This is a genomic window from Pseudomonas sp. FP453, assembly GCF_030687495.1.
Lineage (GTDB): Bacteria > Pseudomonadota > Gammaproteobacteria > Pseudomonadales > Pseudomonadaceae > Aquipseudomonas.
In genome coordinates, this window is sequence record NZ_CP117435.1 from 5,664,102 (window position 1) to 5,678,740 (window position 14,639).

Genomic DNA, 14,639 nt, shown 5'->3' on the forward strand with positions numbered 1-14,639 from the left:
GCGACCTGTTAAGGGCCTATAGCTCAGTTGGTCAGAGCAGAGGACTCATAATCCTTTGGTCCACGGTTCAAGTCCGTGTGGGCCCACCAACTCCAAAGCCGCGCATTGCGCGGCTTTCGCGTTTCTGGCGGAATAGTTTCTCAGCCTGCCCAGGCGAATAAAACGACGAAAGTGTCCAAAAAACGTCCACACTCTCAGCGCCAACCCACTGGAGCCCTCCCTTGTCCGCCCTAGATGAAATCGACCGCCAACTGATCGCCGCCCTGCAGATCAACGCGCGCGAAAGCGTGGCCATGCTGGCCCGGCAGTTGGGCATCGCACGCACCACGGTGACCTCGCGCCTGGCACGCCTGGAAAAGACCCAGGTCATCACCGGCTACGGTGTGCGTTTGGGCCAGCGGGTGGCCGATGGCGGTTTGCAAGCGTATGTGGGGATCACGGTGCAACCGCGCTCAGGCAAGGAAGTCCTGCGCCGCCTGAGTGCGATGGCCCAGGTCCAGCAGTTGTGCGCCGTGAGTGGCGAGTTCGATTACGTGGCTTGGCTGCGCACCGATTCGCCGGAACAGCTTGACCAGTTGCTGGACCAGATCGGCAGCGTCGATGGCGTGGAGAAAACCACCACCTCGATCATCCTCAGCAACAAATTGGATCGCGGACAGCCAGTCTGACCACCAACTTCGTCACTATGACTAAAAACAGTTCAATACGACGACACATTGCGTCTTATTAACGCACGCTACGCTCCCTAAACTGGCTGCCATCTTTTCCTATACTCAGCGGGACGTGCCCCGCCGAGTCGCCAGCCAGGTCAGCCATGAACCCATTCAACAAAAACAATCGCCACCCTGCAGACGGTAAAAAACCCATCACCATCTTTGGCCCGGACTTTCCGTTTGCCTTTGATGACTGGATCGAGCACCCCGCCGGCCTGGGCAGTATCCCCGCCGCCCACCATGGCGCCGAAGTGGCGATTGTCGGCGCGGGCATCGCCGGCCTGGTGGCCGCCTACGAGCTGATGAAGCTGGGCCTCAAGCCCGTGGTGTACGAAGCCTCGAAAATGGGTGGCCGCTTGCGCTCCCAGGCATTTGAAGGCGCCGAAGGCATCATCGCCGAGCTGGGTGGAATGCGCTTCCCTGTGTCGTCCACCGCGTTCTACCACTACGTGGACAAGCTCGGCCTGGAAACCAAACCATTCCCCAACCCGTTGACCCCAGCCTCCGGCAGTACCGTGATCGACCTGGAAGGCCAGACCCATTACGCACAAAAGCTGGCGGATTTGCCGGTGCTGTTCCAGGAAGTAGCCGACGCCTGGGCCGACGCCCTGGAAGCCGGCTCGCAGTTCGGTGACATCCAGCAAGCTATCCGCGACCGTGACGTACCGCGCCTCAAGGAACTGTGGAACAAGCTCGTGCCGCTGTGGGACGACCGCACCTTCTACGACTTCGTCGCCACCTCCAAGGCGTTTGCCAAGCTGTCGTTCCTGCACCGCGAAGTCTTCGGCCAGGTCGGCTTCGGCACCGGCGGCTGGGACTCGGACTTCCCCAACTCCATGTTGGAAATTTTCCGCGTGGTCATGACCAACTGCGACGACCACCAGCACCTCGTCGTCGGCGGCGTGGCGCAAGTGCCCATGGGCATCTGGCGTCATGTGCCGGAGCGTTGCGCCCACTGGCCGGCCGGCACCAGCCTCAGCTCGTTGCACCGTGGCGCGCCACGGGCCGGGGTGAAGCGCATTGCCCACGCTGACGGTGGCCGTTTCGCCGTCACCGACAACTATGGCGACACCCGCGAATACGCCGCCGTGCTGACCACCTGCCAGAGCTGGCTGCTGACCACCCAGATCGAATGCGACGAAAGCCTGTTCTCGCAAAAAATGTGGATGGCCCTGGACCGCACCCGCTACATGCAATCGTCGAAGACCTTCGTGATGGTCGATCGCCCGTTCTGGAAAGACAAAGACCCGGAAACCGGCCGCGACCTGATGAGCATGACCCTCACCGACCGCCTGACCCGTGGCACCTACCTGTTCGACAACGGCGACGACAAGCCAGGCGTGATCTGCCTGTCTTACTCATGGATGAGCGACGCGCTGAAAATGCTCCCGCAGCCCATCGACAAGCGCGTGAAGCTGGCCCTCGACGCCCTGAAGAAGATCTACCCGAAAGTCGATATCAAGGCGCGCATCATCGGCGACCCGATTACCGTGTCCTGGGAAGCCGACCCGCACTTCCTCGGGGCCTTCAAAGGTGCGCTGCCCGGTCACTATCGCTACAACCAGCGTATGTATGCGCACTTCATGCAGAAGGACATGCCCGCCGAACAGCGTGGGATTTTTATCGCCGGTGACGACGTTTCCTGGACCCCGGCCTGGGTGGAAGGCGCCGTGCAAACGTCGCTGAACGCGGTATGGGGCATCATGACCCACTTCGGCGGCAGCACTCACCCCGAGAACCCGGGGCCGGGCGATGTGTTCGATGAAATCGGCCCGATCGCCCTGGCTGAATAAGGAGCCGAACCATGCGTGTCGCCCTGTACCAATGCCCGCCGTTACCGCTGGACGTGGCCGGCAACCTCAAGCGCCTGCACCAGTTGGCGCATGAGGCGTCCGGCGCCGATGTGCTGGTGCTGCCGGAGATGTTCCTCAGGCGGCTACAACATCGGCGCCGAAGCCGTTGGCGCCTTGGCCGAGGCGGCAGATGGCCCGTCCGCACAGACGATTGCCGCTCTGGCGCAAAGCGCGGGCCTGGCGATTGTGTATGGCTACCCGGAGCGCGCTGAAGACGGGCAGATCTACAACGCCGTGCAGTTGATCGACGCCCACGGCCAGCGCCTGTGCAACTACCGCAAGACCCATCTGTTTGGTGACCTTGATCACTCGATGTTCAGCGCCGGAGGCGACGACTTCCCGCTGGTGGAGCTCAACGGCTGGAAGCTGGGCATGCTGATCTGCTACGACCTGGAGTTCCCGGAAAAACACCCGGCGCCTGGCCCTGGCCGGCGCCGAACTGATCCTGGTGCCCACGGCGAACATGGTGCCGTTCGACTTCGTCGCCGATGTCACCGTGCGGGCGCGGGCCTTCGAGAACCAGTGCTACGTGGCCTACGCCAACTACTGCGGGCATGAAGGCGAGATCCACTACTGCGGGCAAAGCAGCATCGCCGCGCCGGATGGCCAGCGCATTGCCCAGGCGGGGCTGGATGAAGCCTTGATCATCGGCACCCTGGAGCGCCAGTCGATCCTCGATGCCCGCGCCGCCAACCACTACCTGCACGACCGCCGCCCTGAACTGTACGGCGCGCTGCACAAGCCCTGAACCATTGGGTTTGCTAGCATAGGCACTTCCTACGTTTCGGAAGTGCCCATGCCTGCGCCGGCCCACCCCCTTGATCGCCAACTGACCCTCGCCAATGGCCTGCGGGTTACCCTGCTCCATGCGCCACGCTTGAAGCGCTGCGCCGCGGCCTTACAGGTGGCTGCCGGCAGCCATGACGTGCCGCTGGCTTGGCCGGGACTGGCGCATTTTCTTGAACACCTGTTGTTTCTCGGCACCGAGCGCTTTCCTACCAGCGAAGGGTTGATGGCTTACGTGCAACGCTACGGTGGCCAGGTCAATGCCAGCACCCGTGAGCGCACCACCGAGTTCTTCTTTGAACTGCCGGTTGCCACCTTTGCCGATGGACTGAAACGCTTGGCGGACATGCTGGCCCACCCGCGTCTGGCGCTGAACGACCAACTGCGCGAGCGCGAAGTGCTGCACGCGGAGTGTGTCGCCTGGTCCCAGGATGCCAAGGCACAGCAGCAGGTGGCGTTGCTCGAAGGCCTGGCGGCAGATCATCCACTGCGCGGCTTTCATGCGGGCAACCGCGACAGTCTGCCGGTGGAGCGTGAGGCTTTTCAGCAGGCCTTGCGGGAATTTCATCAGCAGTTTTACCAGAGCGGACAGATGAGCCTGCGCCTTGCCGGGCCGCAGCCTTTGGACGAACTGGAGGCCCTGGCCCAGCGGTTCGGCCAGCAGCTGGCTACAGGTCCGCTGCACCCTCAAGTCGCGCCACTCGCATTGATGCCCGGCCATGCCCAGGGCTATCAGCACATAGCCGGAAATCACCTGCATCAGGTCATCACATGCCATGCGCCCCGCGCGGCGCTGGAGTTCCTTTGCACCTGGCTCAACGCCTCGGCACCGGGCGGGCTGTTGGCTGAACTGCAAACCCGGCAACTGGCCACTGACTTACAGGCGACGGTGCTGTATCACTTCGCCGGACAAGCGCTGCTCGATATGGACTTTACGCTCGGCGCACAAGGTGAACAGGCGACACTGATTGAATCCTTGCTGTACGACTGGCTGAGCTTTTTCGCACATAGCGATTGGACTGCACTGCAAGAAGAGTTCGCCCTGCTCGCCACTCGCCAGCAACAGACCCGAGGCGCCCTGGCCCTGGTTCAATACGCCAACGAAGACTTGTCGGAGCAGGCCATCGCCGCCCTCAAAGCCATGCTCGACGCCCTGCACCTGCCAGCCTCCCGACACACATGGCAACTGCCACCCAACAATCCCTTCCTGCGCCCGCCGCTCAAGGAAGAACGCGCCGGCCTGATTCGCGGACAGACCAGCGCCCATCGTGGTTTACGCACGTTCGCCCAGGACCGTTCACGGGGGCGCCGAGAAGTATCGGCACTGACGTTCAGCCAAGCGCTGGCGGACGATACCGATGAAGCCGCGCTGTACCTGCGCTGGCGCTTTGCTCCCTCGGGTCTGGAAAGCGCCTTGCAGCCATTGCGTGAGAATGCTCGCCAGGCGGGCGTCGAAGTGTCGTTTGAAACCGTCGGCAATGACTGGCTGGTGAAACTGGTCGGGCTAACCGAACCCATGCCAGCAGTGCTGGACGCATTGGCGCACAGCCTGAATCAGACGCAACAGGCACCCTGCGCCCCCACGCCGATGTTCGCCATCCGCGAATTACTCAAGGCGTTGCCTGCTTTCTGCACCGCCATCACGCCCGAAAACGCCGAGACAACCTGGGCCAGCGCACAGTGGCAAGGCCTGGGGCTGGGGTTTTCCACCGTGTCTGAGGCAGCGATCAAAGCCGCAGCGGCCCGCCTGCCCGGGCACCCGGCCAATCTCGATCAGGTCCTGCCAACCCTCGGCGGCCAGCGTGTCTGGCATGAGGTGCAAACTGACTCCAACGAAGCCGCCCTGCTGCTGTTTTGCCCGACGCCCAGCCAATCCCTGGCGGATGAGGCTGCCTGGCGCCTGCTCGGGCATGTGCTCCAGGGCCCGTTTTACCAACGCCTGCGGGTAGAACTGCAAATCGGCTACGCCGTGTTCAGCGGCGTCCGACAGATCAACGGGCAAACCGGTCTGCTGTTTGGTGTGCAATCCCCCAGCGTGCCCCTCGAGGGGATCGTCGAACACCTGCACACCTTCCTCACGCAGTTACCGGCACGTATCAGCAGCAGCGAGGACCTCGGCAACCTGACGCTGGCCCGACAGTTCTCAGCCGAGACGCTACCGCTTGCCCAGGCCGCCGAGCTGCTCTGGCACGCGCGTTTGGCGCGGCACCCGGCGGACTATCTGGAGCGCCTTCAACAATCAATCCAGGGCCTCACACCTGAACAGATGCAGCACGCCGCCGAACAATTGATCGACGCCACAGGCGGCTGGCGCTGTATCGCCAACGGCCCAATCATCCAGGGTCAATGGCAGTCTCCAGGCTGATCATTGCCAACCCTGCAACAGGCTTTTTCCTCCGAGACAGCGCTAACTTGAACAGATCTGAGTATTATTCCTACGCACACAGCTGAACATCTCCGATTGGAGGTGGACTATATGTATTACTTGGTAGTGAAAGTCCCATCCCTTGGTAGGAGTAAGAATATGACCTGGTCCAAACCTGCTTACACTGATCTGCGTATCGGTTTCGAAGTCACCATGTACTTCGCCAGCCGTTAATCTGCTGGGTAATACAACGCCTCGGCCCGCCCGGGGCGTTTTTGTTTTGAGCTTTGCTTGGGAGCTACCATGTTTGTCCAGATTCTAGGTTCCGCCGCCGGCGGTGGTTTCCCCCAGTGGAACTGCAACTGCGTGAACTGCGCAGGTTTTCGGGATGGCAGCCTGCGGGCCCAGGCGCGTACGCAGTCGTCCATCGCCCTCTCCGACGATGGCGTGAACTGGGTGCTGTGCAACGCCTCGCCGGATATTCGTGCACAACTGCAAAGCTTTGCGCCGATGCAACCGGGCCGCGCCCTGCGCGACACCGGCATCAGCGCGATCATCCTGATGGACAGCCAGATCGACCACACCACCGGCCTGCTGAGCCTGCGCGAAGGTTGCCCGCACCAGGTGTGGTGCACTGACATGGTCCATGAAGACCTCAGCACCGGCTTCCCGCTGTTCACCATGCTCACCCACTGGAACGGCGGCCTGGCCTGGAACCGCATCGAGCTGGACGCCAGCTTCACTGTCCCGGCCTGCCCCAACCTGCGTTTCACCCCGCTGCCACTGCGCAGCGCCGCACCGCCCTACTCGCCGCACCGCTTCGACCCGCACCCGGGCGACAACATCGGCTTGATCGTCGAAGACCTGCGCACCGGCGGCAAGCTGTTCTACGCTCCAGGCCTGGGCAAAGTCGACGCGCCGCTGCTGGAGATCATGGCCAGCAGCGACTGCCTGCTGGTGGACGGCACGATGTGGGATGACGACGAAATGCAGCGCCGTGGCGTCGGCACCCGCACCGGGCGCGAGATGGGCCACCTGGCGCAAAACGGCCCCGGCGGCATGCTCGAAGTGCTGGAACAGTTGCCCGAGCAGCGCAAAGTACTTATCCACATCAACAACACCAACCCGATCCTCGATGAAGACTCCCCCGAGCGAGCGGAACTGGTACGGCGCAATGTCGAAGTGGCTTACGACGGCATGAGCATTGAATTGTAGGAGCAGACGATATGACTGACACGCCGTTGACCACCGCTGAATTCGAAGCCGCCCTGCGGGCCAAAGGCGCCTTCTACCACATCCATCACCCGTACCACGTGGCGATGTATGAAGGCCGCGCCAGCCGCGAGCAGATCCAGGGCTGGGTCGCCAACCGTTTCTACTACCAGGTGAACATCCCGCTCAAAGACGCGGCGATCCTGGCCAATTGCCCGGACCGCGAGATCCGCCGCGAGTGGATCCAGCGCCTGCTCGACCACGACGGCGCACCGGGTGAAGACGGCGGCATCGAAGCCTGGCTGCGCCTGGGCCAGGCCGTCGGCCTCGACCCGGATCAACTGCGTTCGCAGGAATTGGTCCTGCCCGGCGTACGATTTGCGGTAGATGCCTACGTCAACTTCGCCCGTCGCGCCAGCTGGCAGGAAGCCGCCAGCAGCTCGCTGACCGAACTGTTCGCGCCGCAAATCCACCAGTCGCGCCTCGACAGCTGGCCGCAGCATTACCCGTGGATCGACCCCACCGGCTACGAATATTTCCGCACCCGCCTGGGCCAGGCACGGCGCGACGTGGAGCACGGTTTGGCGATCACCCTGCAGCACTACACCACCCGCGAAGGCCAGGAACGCATGCTGGAAATTCTCCAGTTCAAACTGGATATCTTGTGGAGCATGCTGGACGCCATGAGCATGGCCTACGAACTGAAACGCCCGCCGTATCACAGCGTGACCGACCAACGGGTATGGCATAAGGGGATCGCCCTATGAGCTTTGATCGCAGCAAGAAACCGACCTGGCGCCAAGGCTATCGCTACCAGTACGAACCCGCGCAAAAGGGCCATGTGCTGCTCTACCCCGAAGGCATGATCAAGCTCAACGACAGCGCCGCGCTGATCGGCGGCTTGATCGACGGCGAGCGCGACGTGGCGGCGATCATCGCCGAGCTGGATAAGCAGTTTCCCGGCGTGGCTGAGCTCGGTAAAGATATCGAGGATTTCATGGAGGTCGCCCGTGCTGAGCACTGGATCACCCTTGCCTGAAAAACCGCCGATTGGCCTGCCGTTGTGGCTGCTCGCCGAGCTGACCTACCGCTGCCCGTTGCAGTGCCCGTATTGCTCCAATCCGCTGGATTTTGCCGAACAGGGCAAGGAACTGAGCACCGAGCAGTGGTTCAAGGTGTTTCGCGAAGCGCGGGAAATGGGCGCCGCGCAGCTGGGTTTTTCCGGCGGTGAACCGCTGGTGCGCCAGGACCTCGCCGAACTGATCGCCGAGGCGCGCAAACTGGGGTTCTACACCAACCTGATCACCTCCGGCATCGGCCTCACCGAGCAGAAGATCAGCGACTTCAAGAAGGCCGGCCTGGACCATATCCAGATCAGCTTCCAGGCCAGCGACGAGCAAGTGAACAACCTGCTGGCCGGCTCGAAAAAAGCCTTCGCGCAAAAACTCGAAATGGCCCGCGCGGTAAAAGCCCACGGCTATCCGATGGTGCTGAACTTCGTCACCCATCGGCACAATATCGACAAGATCGACCGCATCATCGAGCTGTGCATCGCGCTGGAAGCGGACTTTGTCGAACTCGCCACCTGCCAGTTCTACGGCTGGGCGCAGCTCAACCGTGTCGGGTTATTGCCAACCCAGGAACAGCTGGTGCGCGCCGAACGCATCACCAACGAATACCGCGCCAAACTGGAAGCCGAAGGCCACCCGTGCAAGCTGATCTTCGTGACCCCGGACTACTACGAGGAACGCCCGAAAGCCTGCATGAATGGTTGGGGCAGTATCTTTCTGACCGTCACGCCGGACGGCACTGCCCTGCCCTGTCACGGCGCCCGACAGATGCCGGTGCAATTTCCCAATGTGCGCGAGCACAGCATGCAACACATCTGGTACGACTCGTTCGGCTTCAACCGCTTTCGCGGCTACGACTGGATGCCCGAGCCGTGCCGTTCATGCGATGAAAAGGAAAAAGACTTCGGCGGCTGCCGCTGCCAGGCCTTCATGCTCACGGGGGACGCGAGCAATGCCGACCCGGTGTGCAGCAAGTCCGAGCAGCACGGCATCATCCTCAAGGCGCGGGAAGAGGCCGAACACGCCACTCAGACCATCGAGCAACTGGCCTTTCGCAATGAGCGCAACTCACGGCTCATCGCCAAAGGCTGACGGCCTCAGCGCTTGGCGATGATGTACACCGCGTGAATGATGCCCGGGAAATAACCGCACAAGGTCAGCAGAATATTCAGCCAGAACGCACCGGCGAAACCCACTTGCAGGAACACACCCAGTGGCGGCAGCAGAATGGCGATGATGATACGAATGATGTCCATGGGTTCAGCTCCAGAAAATCGGCTCGTGTGAGCCGTGTAGCTAATCGACCTTGGGGGTTCGTGAGGGTTCAGTGGGATCTGGCATAGCGCCACCGTCAGGCCAGAATTTCCAGGCCGTGCTTCTGCACGATGCTCAGTAGCTTGAGTGCCATGCCGCTAGGGCGTTTCTCGCCGGATTCCCACTGTTTCACCGTGGAGGCGCTGGTGTTGAGGTAGCGTGCGAAAACAGGTTGGCTGACGTGGCTGTTTTCGCGTAGCTCTTTAATTTTTTCTGCCGGGATTTGTTCCGGCACAGCAGACAAGCATGCTTCGTCATATTCACGAAGGGTGGTCTTAGTGATGGCGCCGATAGCGTAAAGCGCTTCAGCAGAATGGTGAATGGACTCAAACACCTCGCTTTTATACTTCTTGGTCATGATGTATCTCCACAAACTCCTTGAGTTCCAGCATCCGCTGAATCTGTTCTTCATTGAAACGTTCATACGTCGTAGCCACTGACCTAAGCCAAACCAGTTCGCTCTGACTGATATTGCTTTGGTCTTGCTTGGCGAACAGCAATTGATATACCGAGTAGTGCCGCCCCTTGGCCAATACGATGGAACGATGTCTGTTCTGGTTGAGGCGCTTTTTCCAAACACCACCTCCCAGATTATCTGCCTGCCCCTTCAACAATTGGCCAAACGCCTCCCTCAATTGCGAATCACAGATCCAGGCCTTGCTGGCTGCATCAGCAAATTTCCGGGTCTTGAATAACCTGAGCTTCATGGATATCCCTTCCAGCAAACATACCACCCAGTGGTACAGATTAGAAATGGAGCACACCACAAAGCTCCACACCCCATCGGCAGTCCTTGCCGACGTCCGCTAAAAAGTCATTGTTTTCACAAGCGCTCAATCAACATTTTCAATCCAAAAATTTCACAGACAAAAAAACGCCCCCAGCCAAAAGAATCAGGCCGGAGGCGCCGCGTATACCGCGAGACGGTTCAGGAAATAGGGGTTAAACCGCGATGCCCCTGCGGCATTGCAGTTGCGCGGTGCGCACGCGGGAGAAGGCGCGTGCCAGGCGCAGGAGCATTTCGTCGATGTTGCTTTTGCTCACCGTCAGCGCCGGGGTAAGGCGCAGGCAGTTGGATTGCGGGGCGTTGAGGATCAGGCCTTCGTGCAGCGCCGCTTTTACCACCGCATCCGCAGAATCATCCGACAAGGTCAGGCCCCACATCAGGCCGTGGCCGCGCAGTTGGCCGTGGTCGTAGCGGTAAGCCAGGCGGGCGAGGCCTTCGCCCAGGTGCAGGCCGGCTTCGCGCACATGCTCTAGAAAGCCGTGTTCCAGCACGGTATCGAGAACCGCCACGCCGGCCGACGCCATCAGCGCATTGCCGTGGTGGGTGCCTTCCAGCTCGCCCACTTCGAAGCAACAGGCGTTGCCCCGCGCCAGCAGCGCCGCCAGGGGCACGCCGCCGCCGAGGCCTTTGCCGAGGGTAATGATGTCGGCGCGCACACCGTATTGCTGTTCGGCGAGCAAGGTGCCGCAGCGGCCGAGGCCGGTTTGCACTTCGTCGAGGATCAGCAGGATGCCCAGCTCGCGGCACAGGCGCTCGACACCTTTGAGATAGTGCTCGGTCGCGGGAATCACGCCGGCTTCGCCCTGGATCGGTTCAAGCATGATCGCGACGGTTTGCGCATCCACAGCGGCATGCAGCGCCGGCAAATCGTTGAAGGGCACGTGGCTGAAGCCCGGCAATTGCGGTTCGAAGCGGTTGCCAGCGGCGCCCGCCGAAGCGGCCATCGCCGCGAAGCTGCGCCCATGGCAACCGGCGCTGGCGCTGATGATCCGATAGGCGCCGCCGCGATGCAGCTGACCCCATTTACGCGCCAGCTTGATCGCCGCTTCGCAGGCTTCCGCGCCGCTGTTGAGCAGGTAAGCCTGGTCGCTGCCGGTGCGGTGGCACAGGCGCTCGGCCAGGTTGAGTTGGGCGCGGTTAAACAGGCCGTTCCCCGGGTTGATCAGTGCCTGGGTCTGGTCGGCCAGGGCTTTGATCAACACTTGCGGGCTATGGCCGAGGCTGTTGGCGGCGTTGCCCTGGCTGAAATCCAGGTAGGCACGGTCCTCACTGTCCCACAGCCAGGAGCCCTGGCCGCGTACGAAAACTTGCGGCGGCCGCGCCACGCTGGGCATCAGGGCATCTCCCGACGGCGCTTCCTCCAGAATCAGGTCATCCAGGCTCGGCGCAGGGCGACGCATGTTGAACAGGTTCACAGATCACCCCCGATAGCAACCGGACCTTGGTCGGTCCACCCGGCCACTACGGCCATGAGGTTTTTTGCCTTGCCTATGTAAACGCTGTCTGAAGAAACGCTGTTCATTGCCCGATCTGGCCCTGTAAGCCCTGCGAATAGGCGCTAGACTAGGCGCCTCGGGGGCCAACGGCCATTTCGATTTTCCAGCTTTTTCGATAAGTAAGCCTTATGGATTTCAAGCAACTGCGTTATTTCGTCGCGGTGTATGAGGAAGGCCACGTCGGCCGTGCCGCCGAGCGTCTGTCGATCTCCCAACCGGCGCTGTCCCAGCAGATTCGCCAGCTGGAGCAGAACCTCGATGTGAGCCTGTTCGAACGCAGCAGCAAACGCCTGTTGCCGACCCTGGCGGCCCACACGCTGTACAACCACGCGTTGCCGCTGATCGATGGCATGCAGCAAGCCGTCGAAGCCTTGCGCAACTTCAAGGGCCAGGCCATGCGGCACCTTGGCCATCGGCGTGCTGCAAACCGTGCACACCAGCCTGGTCCCGCAAATGCTTGAACGAGTGCGCAAGGCCCAGCCCCATCTGGTGGTGCAGATCTACGAATTGACCGGTTTGGAGATTGAACGGCGACTGCTGAACGGCTCGCTGGACATCGGCATCAGCTACCTGCCGCCACGCCAGCCCGGACTGCACGGTGCACTGCTGTACGAAGATGAGTTGAAGGTCGTCATCCCCGAAGATCACCCGCTGCGGGAATTCAAGAAAGTCTCGCTGAAACAGGCGGCCGAATTGCCAATGTTGCTACTGGGGGAAGAGTTTCAGGTGCGGCAGATCTGGCAAGGCCAGTTGGCCAACCTTGGGCGGCGCCCGCAGGTGCAGGCCGAGTTGAACACCATGGTGGGGATTCTCGACAGCCTGCCCCACACCCAACTGGCGACGGTTTTGCCGGGGCGTTCCCAGGACGAACACAACAGCCAGTCACTGCTGTGGAAACCCTTGAGCGAACCCAGGGTGCCGTTGAAAGTGGGCTTGGTGTGCCGCGATGCGCAGCGCCAGCAGGCGACAGTAGCGCTGTTGCGCACCTTGCTCGAAGACGTGATGAATGCCCCGCAGGCAGGCGCCTGACTTTTTCGCGGGCAAAAGAAAACCCCGCCGAAGCGGGGCTTTGCAGACTGTTTCCCTGACATCCATTTCACTCCGCCGTCCTGGCAGAATCCTACGTGTCCGTGTTGTTGCTTTGCGCTTCCTGCGCGACGTCCATGTGAAGTAGATTATCTGTGGATCCAATTTGGCGATAGAGGACGAATAGCAGCACGTCATGTAAGAGAATGCTTACACGCCCTCCAAGCCCTTAGAACAGTGCCTCATCCAGCAAAAACAGCGATTCGCTACCAGCTTTTACCGACGCGCTCAGCGACTGGATACGCGGCAGCAGACGCGCAAAGTAGAAGCGCGCCGTGCCCAGTTTGCTGGCGTAGAAGTCTTCCTCGGCCTCTTTGCCCAGCGCCGCCTTGGCCATGCGTGCCCACATGTAGGCGTAGGCCATGTATCCAAATGCATGCAAATACTCCACGGAGGCCGCGCCGATTTCATTCGGGTTTGGTCTTCGCGCGGTCCAGCACCCAGGCGGTCAATTCATCGAGGTTATCCACCGCCGCACTCAGCGGCTTGGTGAATTCGGCCAACTCGGCGCCTGTCGACGCGATGAATTGGCGGATCTCGTCGGCGAACAAGGTGTAGAACGCCCCGCCGCTGCCGACGATCTTGCGGCCCATCAAGTCCAGCGCCTGGATGCCGTTGGTGCCTTCGTAGATCTGGGTGATGCGCACGTCACGCACCAGTTGCTCCTGGCCCCATTCACGAATGTAGCCGTGGCCGCCAAACACTTGCTGGCCGAGCACGGTGGTTTCCAGGCCGAGGTCGCTCAAGAATGCCTTGGCGACGGGTGTCAGCAGCGCCACCAGGTTATCCGCACGCTCGCGAGCCGCCGGGTCTTCGCTGAACTTGGCGATGTCCAGCTGCGTCGCGACGTAGGTGGAGAATGCGCGGCCGCCTTCGTTCGCCGCCTTCATGGTCAGTAGCATGCGCCGCACGTCCGGATGGACGATGATCGGGTCGGCCACTTTGTCCTTGGCCTGGGCACCGGTCGGCGCACGGCTTTGCAGACGGTCACGCGCGTATTCAATCGCGTTCTGGTACGAGCGCTCACCCGACGCCAGGCCCTGGATGCCAACGCCCAGACGCTCATAGTTCATCATGGTGAACATCGCCGCCAAACCGCGGTTCGGCTCGCCCACCAGGTAACCCACGGCGCCATCGAAGTTCATCACACAGGTCGCGGACGCCTGGATGCCCATCTTGTGCTCGATCGAACCACAGCTCACCAGGTTACGCGCGCCCAGGCTGCCATCGGCATTGACCATGAACTTCGGCACGAGAAACAACGAAATGCCCTTGGGACCGGCCGGCGCATCCGGCAGCTTGGCCAGCACCAGATGGATGATGTTGTCGGTCAGGTCGTGCTCGCCACCGGTGATAAAGATCTTGGTGCCGCTGATGGTGTAGGAACCGTCCGCCTGCGGCTCGGCCTTGGTGCGAATAATCCCCAGGTCCGTACCGGCATGGGCTTCGGTCAGGCACATGGAGCCAGCCCACTCACCGGAGTACATCTTCGGCAGGTAGATGGCCTTAAGCTCTTCACTGGCATGGGTGTTGATCGACACACAGGCGCCGGAGGTCAGCATCGGGTACAGGCCGAACGCCAGGCTCGACGAGTTGATCATCTCCTCGACCTGAGCCGAGACCGCCTTGGGCATGCCCATGCCGCCGAACACCGGATCACCGCCTACACCGACCCAACCGCCTTCAGCGTAGGTTTTGTAGGCCTGTGGATAGCCATCCGGGGTAAACACCGCCGTGTCTTCCCAACGGCAACCCTGCTCATCGCCGCCACGGCTGAGGGGGGCGATGGATTTGGCGGTGACTTTGCCGGCTTCTTCGAGGATGGCCTCTACGGTTTCGGCGTCAACGGTGTCTGCCAATGCCGGCAATTGGGCCCAAGTGGTGGCGACCTCGAAGACTTCATTGAGGACGAAGCGCATATCACGCAGCGGCGCTTTGTAATCAGCCATGGCAAACC

The 14,639-nt window shown here is 61.5% G+C and carries 12 protein-coding genes, 1 tRNA gene and 3 pseudogenes; 11 read left to right on the forward strand and 5 right to left on the reverse strand.

Features of this window, described 5'->3' with window-relative positions; genetic code table 11:
- The first annotated feature begins 12 nt into the window (after window positions 1-12).
- From PSH87_RS25880 to pqqE, 10 genes and pseudogenes are all read left to right on the forward strand, one after another.
- Window positions 13-89, forward strand: a tRNA-Ile gene (locus PSH87_RS25880).
- Between the two features lie 132 nt (window positions 90-221).
- The gene (locus tag PSH87_RS25885; RefSeq protein ID WP_017739520.1) at window positions 222-668 is read left to right on the forward strand and encodes an Lrp/AsnC family transcriptional regulator; all 447 of its coding nucleotides are present in this window, start codon (window positions 222-224) and stop codon (window positions 666-668) included.
- A 146-nt stretch (window positions 669-814) separates the two neighbouring features.
- Window positions 815-2,506 (forward strand): NAD(P)/FAD-dependent oxidoreductase, encoded by a 1,692-nt coding sequence (locus PSH87_RS25890; RefSeq protein ID WP_017739521.1) that lies wholly within the window; start codon window positions 815-817, stop codon window positions 2,504-2,506.
- Window positions 2,507-2,517: 11 nt separating this feature from the next.
- A pseudogene (locus PSH87_RS25895) lies at window positions 2,518-3,314 on the forward strand (carbon-nitrogen hydrolase family protein).
- Between the two features lie 48 nt (window positions 3,315-3,362).
- Window positions 3,363-5,717, forward strand: coding sequence for a pyrroloquinoline quinone biosynthesis protein PqqF (gene pqqF / locus PSH87_RS25900; RefSeq protein WP_305431586.1), 2,355 nt, complete (start codon window positions 3,363-3,365; stop codon window positions 5,715-5,717).
- Between the two features lie 159 nt (window positions 5,718-5,876).
- Window positions 5,877-5,951: a pyrroloquinoline quinone precursor peptide PqqA gene (gene pqqA / locus PSH87_RS25905; RefSeq protein WP_003194766.1), complete on the forward strand. Its 75-nt coding sequence runs from the start codon at window positions 5,877-5,879 to the stop codon at window positions 5,949-5,951.
- Between the two features lie 69 nt (window positions 5,952-6,020).
- Window positions 6,021-6,932, forward strand: coding sequence for a pyrroloquinoline quinone biosynthesis protein PqqB (gene pqqB / locus PSH87_RS25910; RefSeq protein WP_305431587.1), 912 nt, complete (start codon window positions 6,021-6,023; stop codon window positions 6,930-6,932).
- Between the two features lie 11 nt (window positions 6,933-6,943).
- The gene (pqqC, locus tag PSH87_RS25915) at window positions 6,944-7,696 is read left to right on the forward strand and encodes a pyrroloquinoline-quinone synthase PqqC (protein WP_017739525.1); all 753 of its coding nucleotides are present in this window, start codon (window positions 6,944-6,946) and stop codon (window positions 7,694-7,696) included.
- The gene (pqqD, locus tag PSH87_RS25920) at window positions 7,693-7,968 is read left to right on the forward strand and encodes a pyrroloquinoline quinone biosynthesis peptide chaperone PqqD (protein WP_305431589.1); all 276 of its coding nucleotides are present in this window, start codon (window positions 7,693-7,695) and stop codon (window positions 7,966-7,968) included. The genes pqqC and pqqD overlap by 4 nt, the downstream gene beginning before the upstream one ends.
- Window positions 7,961-9,091: a pyrroloquinoline quinone biosynthesis protein PqqE gene (pqqE, locus tag PSH87_RS25925; RefSeq protein ID WP_017739526.1), complete on the forward strand. Its 1,131-nt coding sequence runs from the start codon at window positions 7,961-7,963 to the stop codon at window positions 9,089-9,091. Before pqqD ends, pqqE begins: the two co-directional genes overlap by 8 nt.
- Before the next feature lie 5 nt (window positions 9,092-9,096).
- On the opposite strand, the gene PSH87_RS25930 is transcribed toward pqqE, so the two are convergent.
- The 4 genes from PSH87_RS25930 to PSH87_RS25945 all read right to left on the reverse strand — a co-directional run bounded on the left by PSH87_RS25930 (window position 9,097) and on the right by PSH87_RS25945 (window position 11,515).
- Window positions 9,097-9,255 (reverse strand): YqaE/Pmp3 family membrane protein, encoded by a 159-nt coding sequence (locus tag PSH87_RS25930; protein ID WP_010207008.1) that lies wholly within the window; start codon window positions 9,253-9,255, stop codon window positions 9,097-9,099.
- A 95-nt stretch (window positions 9,256-9,350) separates the two neighbouring features.
- Entirely contained in the window at window positions 9,351-9,671 is a 321-nt protein-coding gene (locus PSH87_RS25935; RefSeq protein ID WP_017739527.1) for a DNA-binding transcriptional regulator, read from the reverse strand.
- Window positions 9,655-10,020, reverse strand: a complete 366-nt coding sequence (locus PSH87_RS25940; RefSeq protein ID WP_305431590.1) for a type II toxin-antitoxin system RelE/ParE family toxin — start codon at window positions 10,018-10,020, stop codon at window positions 9,655-9,657. Before PSH87_RS25940 ends, PSH87_RS25935 begins: the two co-directional genes overlap by 17 nt.
- 235 nt (window positions 10,021-10,255) lie before the next feature.
- Entirely contained in the window at window positions 10,256-11,515 is a 1,260-nt protein-coding gene (locus tag PSH87_RS25945; RefSeq protein WP_305431591.1) for an aspartate aminotransferase family protein, read from the reverse strand.
- A 209-nt stretch (window positions 11,516-11,724) separates the two neighbouring features.
- On the opposite strand from PSH87_RS25945, the pseudogene PSH87_RS25950 reads away from it, so the two are divergent.
- Window positions 11,725-12,625, forward strand: a pseudogene (locus tag PSH87_RS25950) (LysR family transcriptional regulator).
- Between the two features lie 226 nt (window positions 12,626-12,851).
- On the opposite strand, the pseudogene PSH87_RS25955 reads toward PSH87_RS25950, so the two are convergent.
- Window positions 12,852-14,631: pseudogene (locus tag PSH87_RS25955) on the reverse strand (acyl-CoA dehydrogenase C-terminal domain-containing protein).
- Window positions 14,632-14,639: the final 8 nt, after the last annotated feature.